Source organism: Micrococcus sp. R8502A1, from assembly GCF_006704135.1.
In the GTDB taxonomy this organism is placed as follows: Bacteria; Actinomycetota; Actinomycetes; order Actinomycetales; family Micrococcaceae; genus Micrococcus; species Micrococcus luteus.
Genome location: NZ_VIGS01000003.1, coordinates 68674 through 84729, shown reverse-complemented (window position 1 = coordinate 84729; position 16056 = coordinate 68674). Strand labels below are relative to the sequence as shown.

General features: G+C 72.5%; 14 protein-coding genes. 7 read left to right on the top strand and 7 right to left on the bottom strand.

What is annotated here, in order from left to right:
- Positions 1 to 130: 130 nt before the first annotated feature.
- Complete coding sequence (locus FLM69_RS01440; RefSeq protein ID WP_255502644.1) at positions 131 to 991, top strand: SURF1 family protein; 861 nt, start codon at positions 131 to 133, stop codon at positions 989 to 991.
- Between the two features lie 30 nt (positions 992 to 1021).
- Here FLM69_RS01440 and abc-f read toward each other — a convergent pair whose 3' ends face one another.
- A complete protein-coding gene (abc-f, locus tag FLM69_RS01435) occupies positions 1022 to 2620 on the bottom strand; it encodes a ribosomal protection-like ABC-F family protein (protein ID WP_098092828.1) in 1599 nt (532 codons plus the stop codon).
- A 122-nt stretch (positions 2621 to 2742) separates the two neighbouring features.
- Here abc-f and FLM69_RS01430 point away from each other — a divergent pair, with 122 nt between their 5' ends.
- The gene (locus FLM69_RS01430; RefSeq protein ID WP_141842764.1) at positions 2743 to 3690 is read left to right on the top strand and encodes a neutral zinc metallopeptidase; all 948 of its coding nucleotides are present in this window, start codon (positions 2743 to 2745) and stop codon (positions 3688 to 3690) included.
- 108 nt (positions 3691 to 3798) lie between these two features.
- Here FLM69_RS01430 and FLM69_RS01425 read toward each other — a convergent pair whose 3' ends face one another.
- The 5 genes from FLM69_RS01425 to FLM69_RS01405 all read right to left on the bottom strand — a co-directional run bounded on the left by FLM69_RS01425 (position 3799) and on the right by FLM69_RS01405 (position 8419).
- Entirely contained in the window at positions 3799 to 4125 is a 327-nt protein-coding gene (locus FLM69_RS01425) for a metal-sulfur cluster assembly factor (protein ID WP_070708819.1), read from the bottom strand.
- Position 4126: 1 nt separating this feature from the next.
- The gene (gene sufC, locus FLM69_RS01420) at positions 4127 to 4891 is read right to left on the bottom strand and encodes a Fe-S cluster assembly ATPase SufC (RefSeq protein ID WP_063189236.1); all 765 of its coding nucleotides are present in this window, start codon (positions 4889 to 4891) and stop codon (positions 4127 to 4129) included.
- A gap of 46 nt (positions 4892 to 4937) precedes the next feature.
- Entirely contained in the window at positions 4938 to 6176 is a 1239-nt protein-coding gene (gene sufD, locus FLM69_RS01415) for a Fe-S cluster assembly protein SufD (protein WP_063189238.1), read from the bottom strand.
- 1 nt (position 6177) lies between these two features.
- Entirely contained in the window at positions 6178 to 7650 is a 1473-nt protein-coding gene (sufB, locus tag FLM69_RS01410; protein ID WP_141842763.1) for a Fe-S cluster assembly protein SufB, read from the bottom strand.
- A 76-nt stretch (positions 7651 to 7726) separates the two neighbouring features.
- Positions 7727 to 8419 carry a metalloregulator ArsR/SmtB family transcription factor gene (locus FLM69_RS01405; RefSeq protein WP_223247562.1) on the bottom strand — a complete coding sequence of 231 codons (693 nt, stop codon included), beginning with the start codon at positions 8417 to 8419 and terminating at the stop codon, positions 7727 to 7729.
- A 143-nt stretch (positions 8420 to 8562) separates the two neighbouring features.
- Between FLM69_RS01405 and FLM69_RS01400 the strand changes: the two genes are divergently transcribed.
- From FLM69_RS01400 to FLM69_RS01390, 3 genes are read left to right on the top strand one after another with little or no spacing between them, the layout of a single operon-like run.
- The gene (locus tag FLM69_RS01400; RefSeq protein WP_255502640.1) at positions 8563 to 9528 is read left to right on the top strand and encodes an ABC transporter ATP-binding protein; all 966 of its coding nucleotides are present in this window, start codon (positions 8563 to 8565) and stop codon (positions 9526 to 9528) included.
- Positions 9525 to 10301 (top strand): ABC transporter permease, encoded by a 777-nt coding sequence (locus FLM69_RS01395; protein WP_141842762.1) that lies wholly within the window; start codon positions 9525 to 9527, stop codon positions 10299 to 10301. Before FLM69_RS01400 ends, FLM69_RS01395 begins: the two co-directional genes overlap by 4 nt.
- A 42-nt stretch (positions 10302 to 10343) precedes the next feature.
- Positions 10344 to 11360 carry a heme A synthase gene (locus FLM69_RS01390; RefSeq protein WP_141842760.1) on the top strand — a complete coding sequence of 339 codons (1017 nt, stop codon included), beginning with the start codon at positions 10344 to 10346 and terminating at the stop codon, positions 11358 to 11360.
- An 88-nt stretch (positions 11361 to 11448) separates the two neighbouring features.
- On the opposite strand, the gene FLM69_RS01385 is transcribed toward FLM69_RS01390, so the two are convergent.
- A complete protein-coding gene (locus FLM69_RS01385) occupies positions 11449 to 12432 on the bottom strand; it encodes a heme o synthase (protein ID WP_135040054.1) in 984 nt (327 codons plus the stop codon).
- A gap of 262 nt (positions 12433 to 12694) precedes the next feature.
- Here FLM69_RS01385 and tkt point away from each other — a divergent pair, with 262 nt between their 5' ends.
- Positions 12695 to 14869 carry a transketolase gene (gene tkt, locus FLM69_RS01380; protein ID WP_141842759.1) on the top strand — a complete coding sequence of 725 codons (2175 nt, stop codon included), beginning with the start codon at positions 12695 to 12697 and terminating at the stop codon, positions 14867 to 14869.
- A 59-nt stretch (positions 14870 to 14928) separates the two neighbouring features.
- Positions 14929 to 16047: a transaldolase gene (gene tal / locus FLM69_RS01375; RefSeq protein ID WP_036382724.1), complete on the top strand. Its 1119-nt coding sequence runs from the start codon at positions 14929 to 14931 to the stop codon at positions 16045 to 16047.
- Positions 16048 to 16056 lie beyond the last annotated feature (9 nt).

Below are 16056 nucleotides of genomic sequence, written 5' to 3'. Positions count from 1 at the left end.
TGATTCCCAGCATCAGTACCTGTACGCGGTCTCCCTGAAAATGCTCTACGGTGTGTTCAAATTTTATCGCTCAGTACCCCCTCCCTGGACCCCCGTCTTTTGCCCTTGTCCGGTCGTCGGCAGCCGTCAGTTGTGTATCTTCGGCTTCCTCGCCACCGGCCCGTGGATCCTCGGCTTCGTGGTGTGCATCCTCTTCGCGTTCCTGTGCCACGCGCTCGCCCAGTGGCAGTGGGACCGCCGCGTGGAGGTCCAGCACCGCGTCAACCGCGTCCTGGAGAACTACGACGACGACCCGGTCCCGTTCGCCGAGGCCTCCCGGCTGTTCACCGCGTTCCAGACCGAGGACGAGTGGACGCCCGTGACACTGACCGGCGAGTACCTCGTCGACGAGACGCTCATCGTCCGCAACCGTCCCCGCGCCGGCCAGCCCGGCTACGAGGTGCTCGTGCCGTTCCGGACGGACGAGGGCCCCGTCGTCGTGGTGGACCGCGGCTGGCTCCCGGTGGGCAACACCCCGGGTCAGCCGGACGCCGTGCCGGCCCCGCCCGCCGGCCACGCCGAGGTCGTGGTGCGGGTCAAGCCCGGGGAGCCGGCCCTGGACCGCGACGCCCCGGACGGCCAGGTGCCCTCGATCGACCTCACCGAGATCGCCGACACCGTGGGCGGGCCCGTGGCCGGGACGGCCTACGGGATCATGGTCACGGAGGACCCGGCGGTGGAGTCGATGCCGCAGAAGCTCGTCGAGCCCACCCTGGACGAGGGCCCGCACCTGTCCTACGCGATCCAGTGGTACCTGTTCGCGGCCATGGGCTTCGGGGTGTGGGGGTACTCCGCGTGGATGCGCGCGCGCAACGACCGGGCCGACGCCCTCGACGACGCCGCGGACGAGGGGCTGCTCTCCGCGCACCGGGTCCCCCGCGCCAAGCCGGCCCGGCGGCGGCGCGACGGGCGGCTCACGGACGAGGAGGCCGAGGACGCGCTCTTCGACTGAGCCCGCCCTCCGCCTCGGCGGCCCGCGGACTCAGGCGAGGGTGATGAGGTCCCTGTAGTCGTCGTTCCAGAGGTCCTCGACCCCGTCCGGCAGCAGCACCACGCGCTCGGGGTCGAGCGCCTCGACGGCGCCCTCGTCGTGGGTCACGAGCACCACGGCGCCCTCGTACTGGCGCAGCGCGTGGAGGATCTCCTCACGGCTGGCGGGGTCGAGGTTGTTCGTGGGCTCGTCCAGCAGCAGCACGTTCGCGCTCGAGGCCACGAGCGTGGCCAGCGCCAGGCGGGTCTTCTCGCCGCCGGAGAGGACGCGGGCGGGCTTGTCGACGTCGTCGCCCTGGAAGAGGAACGAGCCGAGCAGCGTGCGCGCCTGGGTGTCGCCGAGCTGCGGGGCGGCGTGGCGCATGTTGTCCAGGACGGACGCGTCCTGGTCCAGGGTGTCGTGCTCCTGGGCGAAGTAGCCCAGCTTGAGCCCGTGGCCCGCCTGCACCTCCCCGGTGTCCGGGGTCTCCTCTCCGGCGAGCATGCGCAGCAGCGTCGTCTTGCCGGCGCCGTTGTAGCCCAGGATCACCACGCGCGAGCCGCGGTCGATCGCCAGGTCCACTCCCGTGAAGATCTCGAGCGAGCCGTAGGACTTGGAGAGGTTCTCGGCGCGCAGCGGCGTCTTGCCGGAGGCCTGCGGGGTGGGGAAGCGGATCGCGGCCACGCGGTCGACCGCGCGCTCGCCCTCGACGCCGCGCATGAGCCGCTCGGCGCGCTTGATCATGTTCTGCGCGGCGGTGGCCTTGGTCGCCTTGGCACGCATCTTCTCGGCCTGGGCCATGAGGGCCGAGGCCTTCTTCTCCGCGTTGGCGAACTCCCGGCGGCGGCGCGCCTCGTCCTGCTGGCGCTGGGCGAGGTAGTTCTTCCACGTCATGTTGTAGACGTCCATGGTCTGCCGGTTCGCGTCCAGGTAGAGGACCTTGTTCACGGTCATCTCCATGAGCTCGACGTCGTGCGAGATCATCAGGAGGCCGCCGGAGTAGGTCTTCAGGTAGTCGCGCAGCCACACGATCGAGTCGTGGTCGAGGTGGTTGGTGGGCTCGTCCAGCAGCAGGATGTCCGCGTCGGAGAAGAGGATGCGGGCGAGCTCCACGCGGCGGCGCTGGCCGCCGGAGAGGGTGTGCAGCGGCTGGTCCAGGACGCGGTCCGGCAGGCCGAGGTTGGACGTGATCCGGGCGGCCTCGGACTCGGCCGCGTAGCCGCCGCGGGCCTCGAACTCCGCCTCCAGGCGGGAGTAGCGGTTCATCGCCCGCTCCCGCTCGGCGTCGTCGACGGCGGCCATGCCGGCCTCGGCCTCCCGCATGCGGCGGATCGTCTGGTCCAGGTCGCGGGCGGAGAGGATGCGGTCGCGGCCGGACTGGTCCATGTCCTCGACCTTGGGGTCCTGGGGCAGGTAGCCGATGCGCCCGGTCCGGGTCACCGTGCCCGCCGTGGGCTGCCCGCCGCCGGCCAGGACCTTGGTCAGCGTCGTCTTGCCGGCGCCGTTGCGCCCCACGAGGCCGACCTTGTCCCCCTTGTCCACGCGGAAGTTCACCTCGTCCATGAGGAGACGGGCGCCCACGCGCAGTTCGACATCGGTGACGGTCAGCATGGGGGTGTCAGACTCCAGGGGTCGAGGGAAGAACAGGGGTGCATCGGCGGGGCCCGGCCGATCTCGACGGGCGGGGGCCAGCGCGGTGCCGGGCCAGTCTAGTCCGTCTACACTCTGGCCCCATGAGCTTCAACGAGAACGTGCAGATCGACGCCGGCCGGGCCCGATCGGGCGGTGGCGGCGGGCTGGGGGGCCGGGGCATCGCCATCGGCGGTGGCGGCGGCCTGCTCGCGTTGCTGCTCGCGATCTTCGCCCCCGGGCTGGCCGAGCAGCTCGGGATCGACACGGGCGGCGGGTCCGTCGGCCAGAGTCAGTACCAGCAGCAGACGGGCTCGGGCGGCCAGAGCCAGCCCCTCTCGGACGAGGAGTGCGCCAGCGGTGCGGACGCCAACCAGAACACCGACTGCCGCGTCGTCGCGACCACCGAGGCCGCGGACGAGTTCTGGGGCGAGTACCTCGCGCAGTTCTCGGACATCCAGTGGCGCCAGCCGCAGCTGACCCTGTTCCAGGGCGGCGTGAGCACCGGTTGCGGCAGCGCCTCCTCGGCCACGGGCCCGTTCTACTGCCCGGCGGACGAGTCCATGTACTTCGACACCGCGTTCTTCGAGACGCTGCAGACCGACTTCGGCGCCGAGGGCGGGCCGCTGGCGGAGGAGTACATTGTGGCGCACGAGTACGGCCACCATGTCCAGCAGGTCACCGGCTACCTGCAGCACTCGAAGGACGGGACCACCGGCCCCACCTCCGGCGCCGTGCGCGCGGAGCTGCAGGCCGACTGCTTCGCCGGCATGTGGGCCGGGCACGCCGCGTCCACCGTGGACCCCGAGTCCGGTGCGCCGTTCCTGAAGCCGATCTCGCAGGGCCAGCTGCGCCAGGCCATCGACGCGGCCTCCGCCGTGGGCGATGACCGCATCCAGTCCACCCACACCGGCCGGGTGGACCCCGAGGCGTTCACGCACGGCACCTCGGAGCAGCGCATGGCCTGGTTCATGCGCGGCTACCAGAGCTCCCAGCAGGAGCCCGACATCCGCCAGTGCGACACGTTCCGGGCCTCCTCACTGGACATCTGAGCCGCGAGCCCCGGGGTGCCTGCGGGCCCGTCCGCACTCCCCCACCACGACGGCGGCCCGTCACCTTCTGCGCGAAGGTGACGAGCCGCCGTCGTGGTCCGGACCGGATCAGATGTTGAAGCCGAGGGCGCGCATCTGGTCGCGGCCGTCCTCGGTGATCCGCTCGGGGCCCCACGGGGGCATCCAGACCCAGTTCAGCCGCCACTCGTCCACCATGGTGCCGATCGCGCGGGAGACCTGGTCCTCGATCTCGTCCGTGAGCGGGCAGGCCGCGGTGGTCAGGGTCATGTCCACGAGCAGCGCGCCGTCGTCGGCGTAGTGCAGCCCGTAGAGCAGGCCCAGGTCCACGACGTTGACGCCCAGCTCCGGGTCGATCACGTCCTTGAGGGCCTCACGGATGTCCTCCGTGGGCACCTGGTTCGCGGTCTCCGTCATCTCAGGCCCCCGCCGCGGCCTTCTCGAAGCGGGCGTAGCCCTCGGCCTCGAGCTGCTCGGCGAGCTCCGGGCCGCCGGACTCGGCGACGCGGCCGTCCACCAGCACGTGCACGTGGTCCGGCTTGATGTAGTTGAGGATCCGCGTGTAGTGGGTGATCAGCAGGGTGCCCATCTCGTTCTTCGCCTGGGCGCGGTTGACGCCCTCGGAGACGATGCGCAGCGCGTCGACGTCGAGGCCGGAGTCGGTCTCGTCGAGGATCGCGAACGTGGGCTTGAACAGCTCGAGCTGGAGGATCTCGGCGCGCTTCTTCTCGCCGCCGGAGAAGCCCTCGTTGACGTTGCGGTTCATGAACGCCGGGTCGATCTGCAGGGCCTCGAAGGCGCCCTTGACGTCCTTGGTCCAGGTGCGCAGCGAGGGGGCCTGGCCGTCGAGCGCGGTCTTCGCGGTGCGCAGGAAGTTGGTCATGGTGACGCCCGGGATCTCCACGGGGTACTGCATGGCCAGGAAGAGGCCGGCCTGGGCGCGCTCGTCGACGCTCATCTCCAGCACGTCCTCGCCGTCGAGGGTGATGGAGCCGGAGGTGACCTCGTAGCGCGGGTGGCCGGCGATGGTCGAGGCCAGGGTGGACTTGCCGGAGCCGTTCGGGCCCATGATCGCGTGGGTCTCGCCCGTCTCGATGGTCAGGGAGAGGCCCTTCAGGATCTCCTTGGGGCCGTTCTCGGTCGCGATCTGCACGTGCAGGTCGGTGATCTGCAGGGTTGCCATGGTGGTTCTCCTCGGGTGGAAGGCGGTGGGGTCTGCGGGGCGTCGGTCAGAGCTGCGCGATGCGGAGCTCGTCCTCCATGACGGCGGTCAGCTCGTCCTCGACGTCGCCGATGCCGATCTTCTGGATGATCTCGTTGAGGAAGCCGCGCACGATCAGGCGGCGGGCCTCGGTCTCGGGGATGCCGCGGGCCATCAGGTAGAACAGCTGGGTCTCGTCGAAGCGGCCGGTCGCGGACGCGTGGCCCGCACCCTCGATCACACCGGTCTCGATCTCCAGGTTCGGCACCGAGTCCGCGCGCGCCCCGTCGGAGAGCAGCAGGTTCTGGTTCTTCTCGTACGTGTCCGTGCCCTCGGCCTCCTTGCGGATCAGCACGTCGCCCACCCACACGGTGCGCGCGTCCGTGCCCTGCAGGGCGCCCTTGTAGAGCACGTTCGAGACGCAGTCCGGCTGGTTGTGGTCCACGAACAGGCGGTTCTCGAGGTGCTGACCGGCGTCGGCGAAGTACAGGCCGTACATCTCGGCCTCACCGCGCTCGGCGGCGAATCGCGCGGTCGGAGTCAGCCGCACCACGCCGCCGCCGTAGGACACGGCCACGTGCTTGAAGTGCGCGTTCGTGGCGACCGAGGCCTGCTGGGCCGAGACGTGCACGGCATCGCCCTCCCAGGCCTGCAGTGCGACCACGTTCAGGCGGGCGTCGCGGCGCACGTCGAACTCGACGTTCTGGGCCAGCACGGCGGTGCCGCGGTGGGCGATCACCACGTCGGCCTGCGCGTTCTCCTCCACGAGCACGGTCAGGTGCATCGCGGCCGGGTCGGCGGAGGAGCCGACGACGTCGATGCGCACCGGCTCGGCGACCTCGCCGGAGATCGTCACGACGGTGGCCTCGGAGACCGAGTTCCAGGCCGCGGCGGACACGCGGTCGTCCGGGGTCAGGACGGAGCCGACGCGGGCGTCGTCGCGGGCCACGGTCTCCACCGTGACGCCGGCCTGCTCGGCCACGGCCACGGCGGGCGCGGCACCGGTCAGGCGCGCGTCGTCGCCCTCGGGCAGGTGCAGCCCGCCCAGGCGCTTGAGCGGGGTGAAGCGCCAGTCCTCCTCGCGCCCCGTGAGCACGGGGAAGTCGGACAGCTCGAAGGAGCTGAGGCGATCGGCGCGCGAGCCCGCGGCGTTGCGCTCCCGGCCCCCGGCCCGGGCGGCCGGGTTCTGCGCGGCGGTGAGCTTCTCGCCCTCCTCGCCCATGCCCGGGATCATGGTCCGCTGGGTGTTCTCCACGGTGTCGGTCATGTCAGCCCACCGATCCTTCCATCTGCAGTTCGATCAGCTTGTTGAGCTCGAGCGCGTACTCCATGGGCAGCTCGCGGGCGATCGGCTCGATGAAGCCGCGCACGATCATGGCCATGGCCTCGTCCTCGGACATGCCGCGGCTCATGAGGTAGAAGAGCTGCTCCTCGGACACCTTCGAGACGGTCGCCTCGTGGCCGAGGGTCACGTCGTCCTCGCGGATGTCGATGTACGGGTACGTGTCGGAGCGGGAGACCGTGTCCACGAGCAGGGCGTCGCACACCACCGAGTTGGCGGAGCCGTTCGCGCCCTCGGTGATCTGCACCAGGCCGCGGTAGGCGGCGCGGCCGCCGCTGCGGGCCACGGACTTGGACACGATCGAGGAGTTCGTGTGCGGGGCCATGTGCACCATCTTGGAGCCGGTGTCCTGGTGCTGGTCCTTGCCCGCGAACGCGACGGAGAGGGTCTCGCCGGTGGCGTGCTCGCCGGTCAGGTACACGGCCGGATACTTCATGGTCACCTTGGAGCCGATGTTGCCGTCGATCCACTCCATGGTGCCGCCGGCCTCGACCACGGCGCGCTTGGTCACGAGGTTGTACACGTTCGTGGACCAGTTCTGGATGGTGGTGTAGCGCACGCGCGCGTTCTTCTTCACCACGATCTCGACGACGGCAGAGTGCAGCGAGTCGGACTGGTAGATCGGGGCGGTGCAGCCCTCGATGTAGTGCACGTACGAGTCCTCGTCCGCGATGATCAGCGTCCGCTCGAACTGGCCCATGTTCTCCGTGTTGATGCGGAAGTAGGCCTGCAGCGGGATCTCCACGTGCACGCCCTTGGGCACGTACACGAAGGAGCCGCCGGACCACACGGCCGTGTTCAGGGAGGCGAACTTGTTGTCGCCGACCGGGATCACGCTGCCGAAGTACTCCTCGAAGATCTCCGGGTGCTCCTTGAGCGCGGTGTCGGTGTCGAGGAACACGACGCCCTGCTCCTCCAGGTCCTCGCGGATCTGGTGGTAGACGACCTCGGACTCGTACTGGGCGGCGACGCCGGCCACGAGACGCTCGCGCTCGGCCTCGGGGATGCCCAGGCGCTCGTAGGTGTTGCGGATGTCCTCGGGCAGGTCCTCCCAGGTCTTGGCCTGGCCCTCGGTGGAGCGCACGAAGTACTTGATGTTGTCGAAGTCGATGCCGGACAGGTCCGGGCCCCACGCCGGCATCGGCTTGCGCTCGAAGTACTTGAGGGCCTTGAGGCGCAGGTCGCGCATCCACTCCGGCTCGTCCTTCTTGCCGGAGATGTCGCGCACGACGTCCTCGTTCAGACCGCGGACGGCCTTCTCGCCGGCCGCGTCGGAGTCGGCCCAGCCGTACTGGTAGGCGCCGATGGCGTTGAGCTCGGGGTTCTTGTCGAGGATCTCCTGGATCACGCCGGGGTCGGCGGTCTCCGTGGAGTCCCGCTGGACGATCTGGTCGGTCATCTCAGCCTCTCTCACTAGTCACTGCGGTCGGGGTCGGTCGGGTGGTCGGCGGGAGCCGGGGCGTGGCCCGCGCGGCTCAGTCGCGGCCCAGCGGCACGTGTGTGGTGCACACGTGGGCGCCGGCGGCGAGGGTCGAGAGCCGGCGCACGTCCACCTCGAGCAGGCGGGCGAACAGCGCGGTCTCCTCTTCACAGAACTCCGGATGGCGGGCGGGAATTCCCTGGAACGGGCAGTGCCCCTGGCAGACCTGGTCCGCGCGGAGGGTGGGCGCCAGGCCCGCGCCGAAGTGGCGCAGCGTGCCGGCGTAGCCGGCCTCGTCGAGGACCCGCGCGAGGATCCGGGTGCGGTCCTGCAGCGCGGTCTCCCGGCCGTCGACGGCGGCCGTGAAGCGCTCCTCGATCTCGCGGAAGGCGTGGCGCGCGGTGCGGCGCACCTCCTCCTCCCCGCCGAGCTCCTCGAGGCGGGCCAGGGTGTCCAGGGCGACGGCGAGGTGGTCCTTGGGCAGGTGCTCCTGCGCGTGCGAGGTGACCACGTAGCGGCGGGAGGGCCGTCCCGCGCCGCGGGCCGCGGTGACCCGCTTGACCTCGACGAGCGAGTCCTCCTCGAGCGCGTCCAGATGGCGGCGCACGGCGGCCGCGGTCAGCTCCAGCTCGCGACCGATCTCGGCCGCGCTCACGGGTCCACGCGTCAGGACCAGCTGCAGCACACGCTCGCGCGTGCCCTCGGCCGGGGCCGGAGCGGGGGGCGACGCAGACTGATCCGAATACACCACGCCATCATGACCTATTGATCTGGAACGGTTCAAGTGAGGATCGCCTGGCTTGATGACGCGCACGGCGGAACCCGCCGCAGGCCCGGGCACCCCCGGCCCCACGAGCCGGGGTCGCAGGGCCCGAGGACTAGACTGGCACAGTGCCCCGACCTCCCCTGACCCCGGATCCCGTGCCGCGCGACGAGCTCGTCCTGCGCCTGAGCGACGTCCACCGGAGCCTCGGCCGCGGCCGGTCCCGCACCCCCGTCCTGCGGGGCGTCGACCTCACCGCCCGTGCCGGCGCCGTCACGGTGCTGCTCGGCCCCAACGGGGCCGGCAAGTCCACCACCCTCGGCCTCTGCCACGGCATGGACCGGCCCGACGCCGGCACCGTGCGCGTCTTCGGCGCAGACCCGTGGCGGGCCTCCGCCGACCTGCGCGCCCGCATCGGCGTGATGTGGCAGGAGGGCGGCCTGCCGCCCGCGATCCCCGCCCGCCGCTTCGTCGGCCACGTGGCGTCCCTGTACCGCGACCCGCTGCCCGTCGAGCCGCTGCTGGAGCGCCTGCTGATCGCCGACGTCGCCGGCCGCCCCCTGCGCCGCCTCTCCGGCGGCCAGCGCCAGCGCGTCGCGCTCGCGGCTGCCCTCGTCGGCCGTCCGGACATGCTGTTCCTCGACGAGCCCACTGCGGGCCTCGACCCGGAGACCCGGCCCGTCGTGCACGACGTCGTGCGGGAGCAGACCGACCGCGGCGCCGCCGTGCTGCTGACCACGCACCTGCTCGACGACGCCGAGCGGCTCGCCGACGACGTCGCCATCCTGCGCGCCGGCCGGGTGGTGCGCTCCGGCTCGCTGGCCGAGCTCACGCGCGTGGCCGAGGGCGACGTCGTCGACGTGGACTTCGGCGACGCCTCCCCCGACGCCGTCCGCGCCTGGGCCGACACCCTGCCCGCGCCGCTGCGCGCGGCCGGCCTCGACGAGTCCGCCCGCCTGCGCGTGGCCGGCGTCCGCGGCCCGGACGACCTGGCCGTCCTCGCGGCGAGCTGGCGGGAGCACGCCCTGATGCCCACCCGATTCGAGCGCGCCGGACTGCGCCTCGAGCAGATCCTCCGGGAGACCGCCGCATGAGCACGCCCGTCGTCGACCACCGCGCCCCGGCCGGCACCGGAGCCCACGCCGGCGCCGCCCCGCTGGCCGCCCGCGTCCTGCGTCAGGCCGGCTACGAGACCGGCACCGCGCTGCGCAACGGCGAGCAGCTGCTCGTCACCGTGGTGCTGCCCCTACTCGCGCTCGTGGGCGTGCACGTCACCGGCCTGCTGGACACCCCCGGCCGATCGGGCCTGGACGTGGCCGTGCCCGGCGTGCTCGCCCTGGCCGTGATCAGCTCCGCGTTCACGGCCACCGCGATCGCCACGGGCTTCGAGCGTCGCTACGACGTGCTCGCCGCCCTGGCCACCACCCCGCTGGGCACGCTCGGCCTCGTCGCCGGCAAGGCCCTGGCGGTGGTGGCCCTCCTGCTCGTGCAGGTGAGCGTGATCGGCGGCGTCGGCCTGGCGCTCGGCTGGCGCCCGGACCCCGAGGGGATCCTGCCGGCCCTTCTCGCCCTCGCGCTGGGGGCCGCCGCCTTCACGGCCCTGGGGCTGCTGCTCGCCGGCACGGCCCGGCCGGAGGCGACCCTCGCCGTCGCCAACCTGCTGTGGGTGCTGTTCGGCGCCGTCGGCGGCACGGTGTTCCCCGCCCGGGTCCCCGGCGTGGACCTGCTCCCCTCCGGCGCGCTGGGCACGGCCCTGCGGGCCGCCCTCCTGGACGGGGCCTGGTCGCCCGTCCCCCTGCTCGTACTCACCCTGTGGGGCGCCGTGGCCGTCGCGGCCGCGCTCCGCTGGTTCCGCTGGCGGCCCTGAGCCGTCTCCCGTCCCCCTGCATCGAACGATCGGAAGGACACCGTGTCCACCACCACCCCCGCGGCCCGGACCGCCCCGGCCGGGCTCGCCGCCCGTCTGCCGCAGCGCCTGACGAAGGCCACCATGGCCCTCGCCGTGGCGTCCCTGGCGTCCGAGATCGGCATCATCGTCACCGGTGGCGCCGTGCGCCTCACCGGCTCCGGCCTGGGCTGCCCCACGTGGCCCAAGTGCTCGCCCGAGTCCCTCACCAACACCCCGGAGATGGGCATCCACGGCTACATCGAATTCGGCAACCGGACGCTGACGTTCGTCCTGGTGGTCATCGCCGCCGCCATGTTCCTGTCCCTGTGGAACCTGCGCGGCACCCACCGGAGCCCCTTCTGGCTCTCCGTGGGCCTGCTGGCCGGCATCCCCGCGCAGGCCCTCGTGGGCGGCGTCGTGGTCCTGACGCATCTGAACCCGTGGTGGGTGGCCGGTCACTTCATCGTGTCCTCGATCATGGTGGCCGTGGCGACCCTGCTCGTCGTGCGCATCGCCGCCGAGCGCCGTGCCGGCCGGGCGGGGGTGCCCCTCGTGGACGGCGCCACCACCGGCCGGTCCCGCGCCGCCGCGTGGGCAGCGTTCGCGCTGACGTGGGCCGCCGTGTACCTGGGCACCGTGGTGACCGGCACGGGCCCGCACTCCGGCGACCCCGGCTCGCCGCGCCACGAGTTCGACCCGCTGCTGGTCACGCGGGTCCACGTGGTCCCGGTGTACCTGCTCCTGGCGGCCGCCCTCGTCCTGTTCTTCACGGTGCGCCGCGCGGCCGGTGCCTCCCGCCTGCAGCGCGCCGCCGTGCTGCGGCTCCTGCTCGCCCTCGTGTTCCAGGCCGTCGTGGGCTACACCCAGCACTTCACGGGCCTGCCGATCGGCGTGGTCCTGCTGCACATGCTGGGCTCTGCCCTGCTCGTGGCCGCCGCGACGGAGACCTGGGACCGCCAGGTCGCCCGCTACGTCACGGCCGGGCCGGGTGCCCCGGTCGAGGCCGCCACGCCCGCGCGCACCGTCGCTGCGGGCTGACGCCCCCGCGCACGCGAACGGCCCCGCACCGGCTGGTGCGGGGCCGTCGTCGTCTGCGTCCCGGGGAGCGCCCGGGGCGGACCCGAGGTCAGGCGCCGAAGTGCATCAGCGGCGCACCCACGAACGGGTCCACGGCCAGGGCGATGAACAGCAGCGTCAGGTAGGTGATGGAGAGGTGGAAGACCTTCATGGCCTTGCGGTCCTCGAAGTCCTCGCGCTGGGCCTGCACCTGCAGCACGTGGGACTCCCAGATGAACCAGCCGCCGACGACGAGCGCGACCGCGGTGTAGACGATGCCGGCCCAGCCCATCGGCACGAGCAGGAGGGAGCAGGCCACGGTGGCCCACGCGTAGAGCACGACCTGGTTGGAGACGTGGCGCGCGGAGGCGATGGCGCCGAGCATCGGCACGTCGGCCTGCTGGTAGTCGCGCTTGTACTTCATGGACAGCGGCCAGTAGTGCGGGGGCGTCCACAGGAAGACCACGAGGAACAGCACGATGGCCGGCCACTCGACGGTCCCGCGCACGGCCGCCCAGCCGATCAGCACGGGGAAGCAGCCGGCGATGCCGCCCCACACGATGTTCTGCTCCGTGCGGCGCTTGAGCACGAGCGAGTACACGACCACGTAGAAGAAGATGGCGGCCACGCCCAGGCCGGCCGCCAGCCAGTTGGCGCCGAACCCGAGGATCAGGATGGACACGACCGTCTGCACCCACGCGAACACGAGGGCCTCGCGGGGGGTGACCTCGCCGGTGACGAGCGGCCGGTTCTCGGTGCGCTTCATGACCCGGTCGATGTCGCGGTCGATGTAGCAGTTGAAGGTGCCGGAGGCGCCGGCGGCGAGCGCACCGCCGACGAGCGTGGCGATCATGGTGAGCACGTCCGGGAAGCCGCGCTGCGCGAAGATCATGGTCGGCAGCGTGGTCACCAGCAGCAGCTCGATCACCCGGGGCTTCGTCAGCTCGACGTACGCCCGGACCTTGCGGCGCAGGGGCAGCGGGGACCGGTCGACGGCGCCGGGCTCGGCGGCGGCGACGCGGGCGGCGGACGGCGACTCCAGGGAGGATGACATCTGCTTCTCACGGTGAGGGGACGGTGGGCGTGCCCGTCCCGGGGTTCGGATCGGCCACTCGGGCGGTCCGCCTGCGGGCAGGCCTTGGCCCAGTCTACTCGTGTCAACGGCTGTTCGCCCGGGGGCGAACCATGTCATGGGGCGCCCGGTCGGGCCCGCCCCGCCGTCGCGCGGCTAGGCTGGGACGACGGCCCCGCGCCGCGACGCCCCGGCGTCGGCCGGGGTCGCACCTCGACACTCCCGATCCGCCAGGAGAGAACCCGTGACCGACGCCGCGCAGCCGTTCCCCCCCGCGACCCTGGACCGGGTGGCCCCGGCCCGCGGGTTCGTCTACTCGGAGCAGGACCGCCGGATGGTGGACACGCTCAAGGCGCTCTCGGCGGACGCCGTGGAGAAGGCCGGGCACGGCCACCCCGGCACCGCGATCTCGCTGGCCCCCGTGGCGTGGCAGCTGTACCAGAACGTCATGCACCTGGACCCCACGGACGACCGCTGGGAGGGCCGGGACCGCTTCATCCTCTCCGCGGGCCACGCCTCGCTCATCCAGTACCTGCAGCTGTTCGCCGCGGGCGCCGGGCTCGAGATCGAGGACATCCAGGCGCTGCGCACCGAGGGATCCAGGACCCCGGGCCACCCGGAGTACGGCCACACCCACGGCGTCGAGGTGACCACGGGTCCGCTGGGCCAGGGCCTGGCGATGGGCGTCGGCTTCGCGTACGAGCAGCGCCGCGTGCGCGGGCTGATGGACCCCGACGCCGCCCCCGGCACCTCCCCGTTCGACCACCACGTGTTCGTGCTCGCCTCCGACGGGGACATCCAGGAGGGCGTCGCCGCCGAGGCCTCCTCGCTGGCCGGGCACCAGGAGCTCGGGAACCTGGTGGTCGTCTACGACGCGAACCGCATCTCGATCGAGGACGACACGGACGTCGCGTTCACCGAGGACGTGGTGCGCCGCTACGAGGCCTACGGCTGGCACGTGCAGGAGGTCGACTGGACCAACGGCGCCCAGGGCCACGCCGTGACCGAGTACACGGAGGACGTGGAGGCCTTGTACGATGCCCTCGTGGCGGCCAAGGCCGAGACCGGCCGGCCCTCGCTGATCAAGCTGCGCACCGTGATCGGCTGGCCCTCCCCCACGAAGCAGAACACCGGCGGCATCCACGGCTCCAAGCTCGGCACGGACGAGGTCGCCGGCCTCAAGGAAGGCCTCGGGCTGGACCCGACCACGACCTTCGACGTGGACCCCGAGCTCCTGGCCCGCGCCCGGTCCATCGCCGAGCGCTCGGCAGAGTACCGCCGCGGCTGGGAGGCGGCGTTCCAGGCCTGGCGCGAGGCCCACCCGGAGAAGGCTCGCCTGTACGACCGACTGGCCGGACGAGAGCTGCCCGCTGGCTTCGCGGACGCGTTCCCGTCCTGGGACGCGGACGAGAAGGGCCTGGCCACGCGCGCGGCCTCCGGAGAGGTGCTCACGGCCCTCGCGCCGGTCATGCCCGAGCTCTGGGGCGGCTCGGCCGACCTCGCCGGGTCGAACAACACCACCATGAAGGGCGAGCCCTCCTTCATCCCGGCCCGCCGCTCCACCGCCACGTGGCAGGGCCACGAGTACGGCCGCACCCTGCACTTCGGCGTCCGCGAGTTCGCGGCCGGGGCGATCGTCAACGGCATCACGATCGGCGGCCTGACCCGCGCGTACGTGGGCACGTTCCTGACGTTCTCCGACTACATGCGCCCCGCCGTCCGCCTGGCCGCCCTCATGGGCACCCCGAGCACGTACGTGTGGACGCACGACTCCATCGGCCTCGGCGAGGACGGCCCCACGCACCAGCCGGTGGAGCACCTGGCCGCCCTGCGGGCCATCCCCGGGCTCGACGTCGTCCGCCCGGCCGACGCCAACGAGACCGCGTGGGCGTGGCGGACGGTGCTCGAGCACCGGGACCGCCCGGCCGGGCTCGTCCTGTCCCGGCAGAGCCTGCCCGTGCTCCCCCGGGACACGGACGGCTTCGCCCCCGCCTCGGGCGTGGCCCGCGGCGCCTACGTCCTCATCGACGCCACGGATGCCGACGGCGCGCCGACGCCGGCCCGCGCGCTGCTGATCGCGACCGGCTCCGAGGTCTCCGTGGCCGTGCGGGCCCGCGCGCTGCTGCAGGCCGACGGCGTCCCGACCCGCGTCGTCTCCGCCCCCTGCCTCGAGTGGTTCGCCGAGCAGGACGAGGCCTACCGGGCCGAGGTCCTGCCCGACGGCCCCGACGCCCCGGTCCGCGTCTCCGTCGAGGCCGGCATCGCGATGCCGTGGTTCGAGCACACGGTGACGGCCTCCTCCCCGGGCGCCCGCGTGAGCCTCGAGCACTACGGCGAGTCGGCCGACGGCGCCCGCCTGATGGAGAAGTACGGATTCACTGGCGAGCACGTCGCCGAGGTGACCCGCGGCCTCCTCTGAGGCCCGGCGCCCACGGCGCCCCGAGCACGTCCACCCCGAAGGGAAGGCACCCGCAGACCATGAGCACCCCGCAGAACCCGAACACCGCCGCGCTGGCCCAGGCCGGTGTGTCGATCTGGCTCGACGACCTCTCCCGCACGCGGCTGGACGAGGGCACGCTCGAGAAGCTGATCGCCACCCGCTCGGTCACCGGCGTCACCACGAACCCGTCCATCTTCGCCGTCGCCCTCGCGGACGCGGGCGCCTACCAGGGCCAGCTGCGCGACCTCGCCGCCGCCGGCGCCTCGGTGGACGAGGCCGTCGTCGCCCTGACGACCGAGGACGTGCGCCGCGCCGCCGACGTGCTGGCGCCCGTCCACGAGCGCACCGGCGGGGCGGACGGCTTCGTCTCCCTCGAGGTCGATCCGCGCCTGGCCCGCGACGCCGCCGGCACCGTGGCCCAGGCCCGCGAGCTGGCGGCGGCCGTCGACCGGCGCAACCTCATGGTGAAGATCCCCGCGACCGTGGAGGGCCTGTCCGCCATCGCGGACGTGCTCGGCGAGGGCATCAGCGTGAACGTGACCCTGATCTTCTCGCTGCCCCGCTACCGCCAGGTGCTCAATGCCTGGCTCACCGGCCTGGAGAAGGCCCGGGCGAACGGGCACGACGTCCGCCGCCTCCACTCGGTGGCCTCCTTCTTCGTCTCCCGTGTGGACACGGAGGTCGACGCGCGCCTGCGCGCGATCGGCACCCCCGAGGCCGAGGCGCTGACCGGCCGGGCCGCCGTCGCCAACGCACGCCTGGCCTACCGCGCCTTCGAGCAGGCCCTGGACTCGGAGCGCTGGCGCCTGCTCGAGGCGGCCGGCGCCCCCGTGCAGCGGCCCCTGTGGGCGTCCACCGGCGTCAAGGACCCCGCCCTGCCGGACACGCTGTACGTCACCGAGCTCGTGGCACCGCACACCGTGACCACTCTGCCGGAGAAGACCCTCGAGGCGGTCGCCGACCACGGGGTGATCACGGCGGACACCGTCACGGGCGCCTACGCCGACGCCGACGCCCTGCTCGACGCGGTCGGCGCGGCGGGCGTGTCCTACCAGGACGTCGTGGACGTGCTGGAGACTGAGGGCCTGGAGAAGTTCGAGGCCGCGTGGGACGAGCTGCTCGGCTCGGTCCGCTCCGGGCTCGACGCCCACCGCTGACCGCACCCG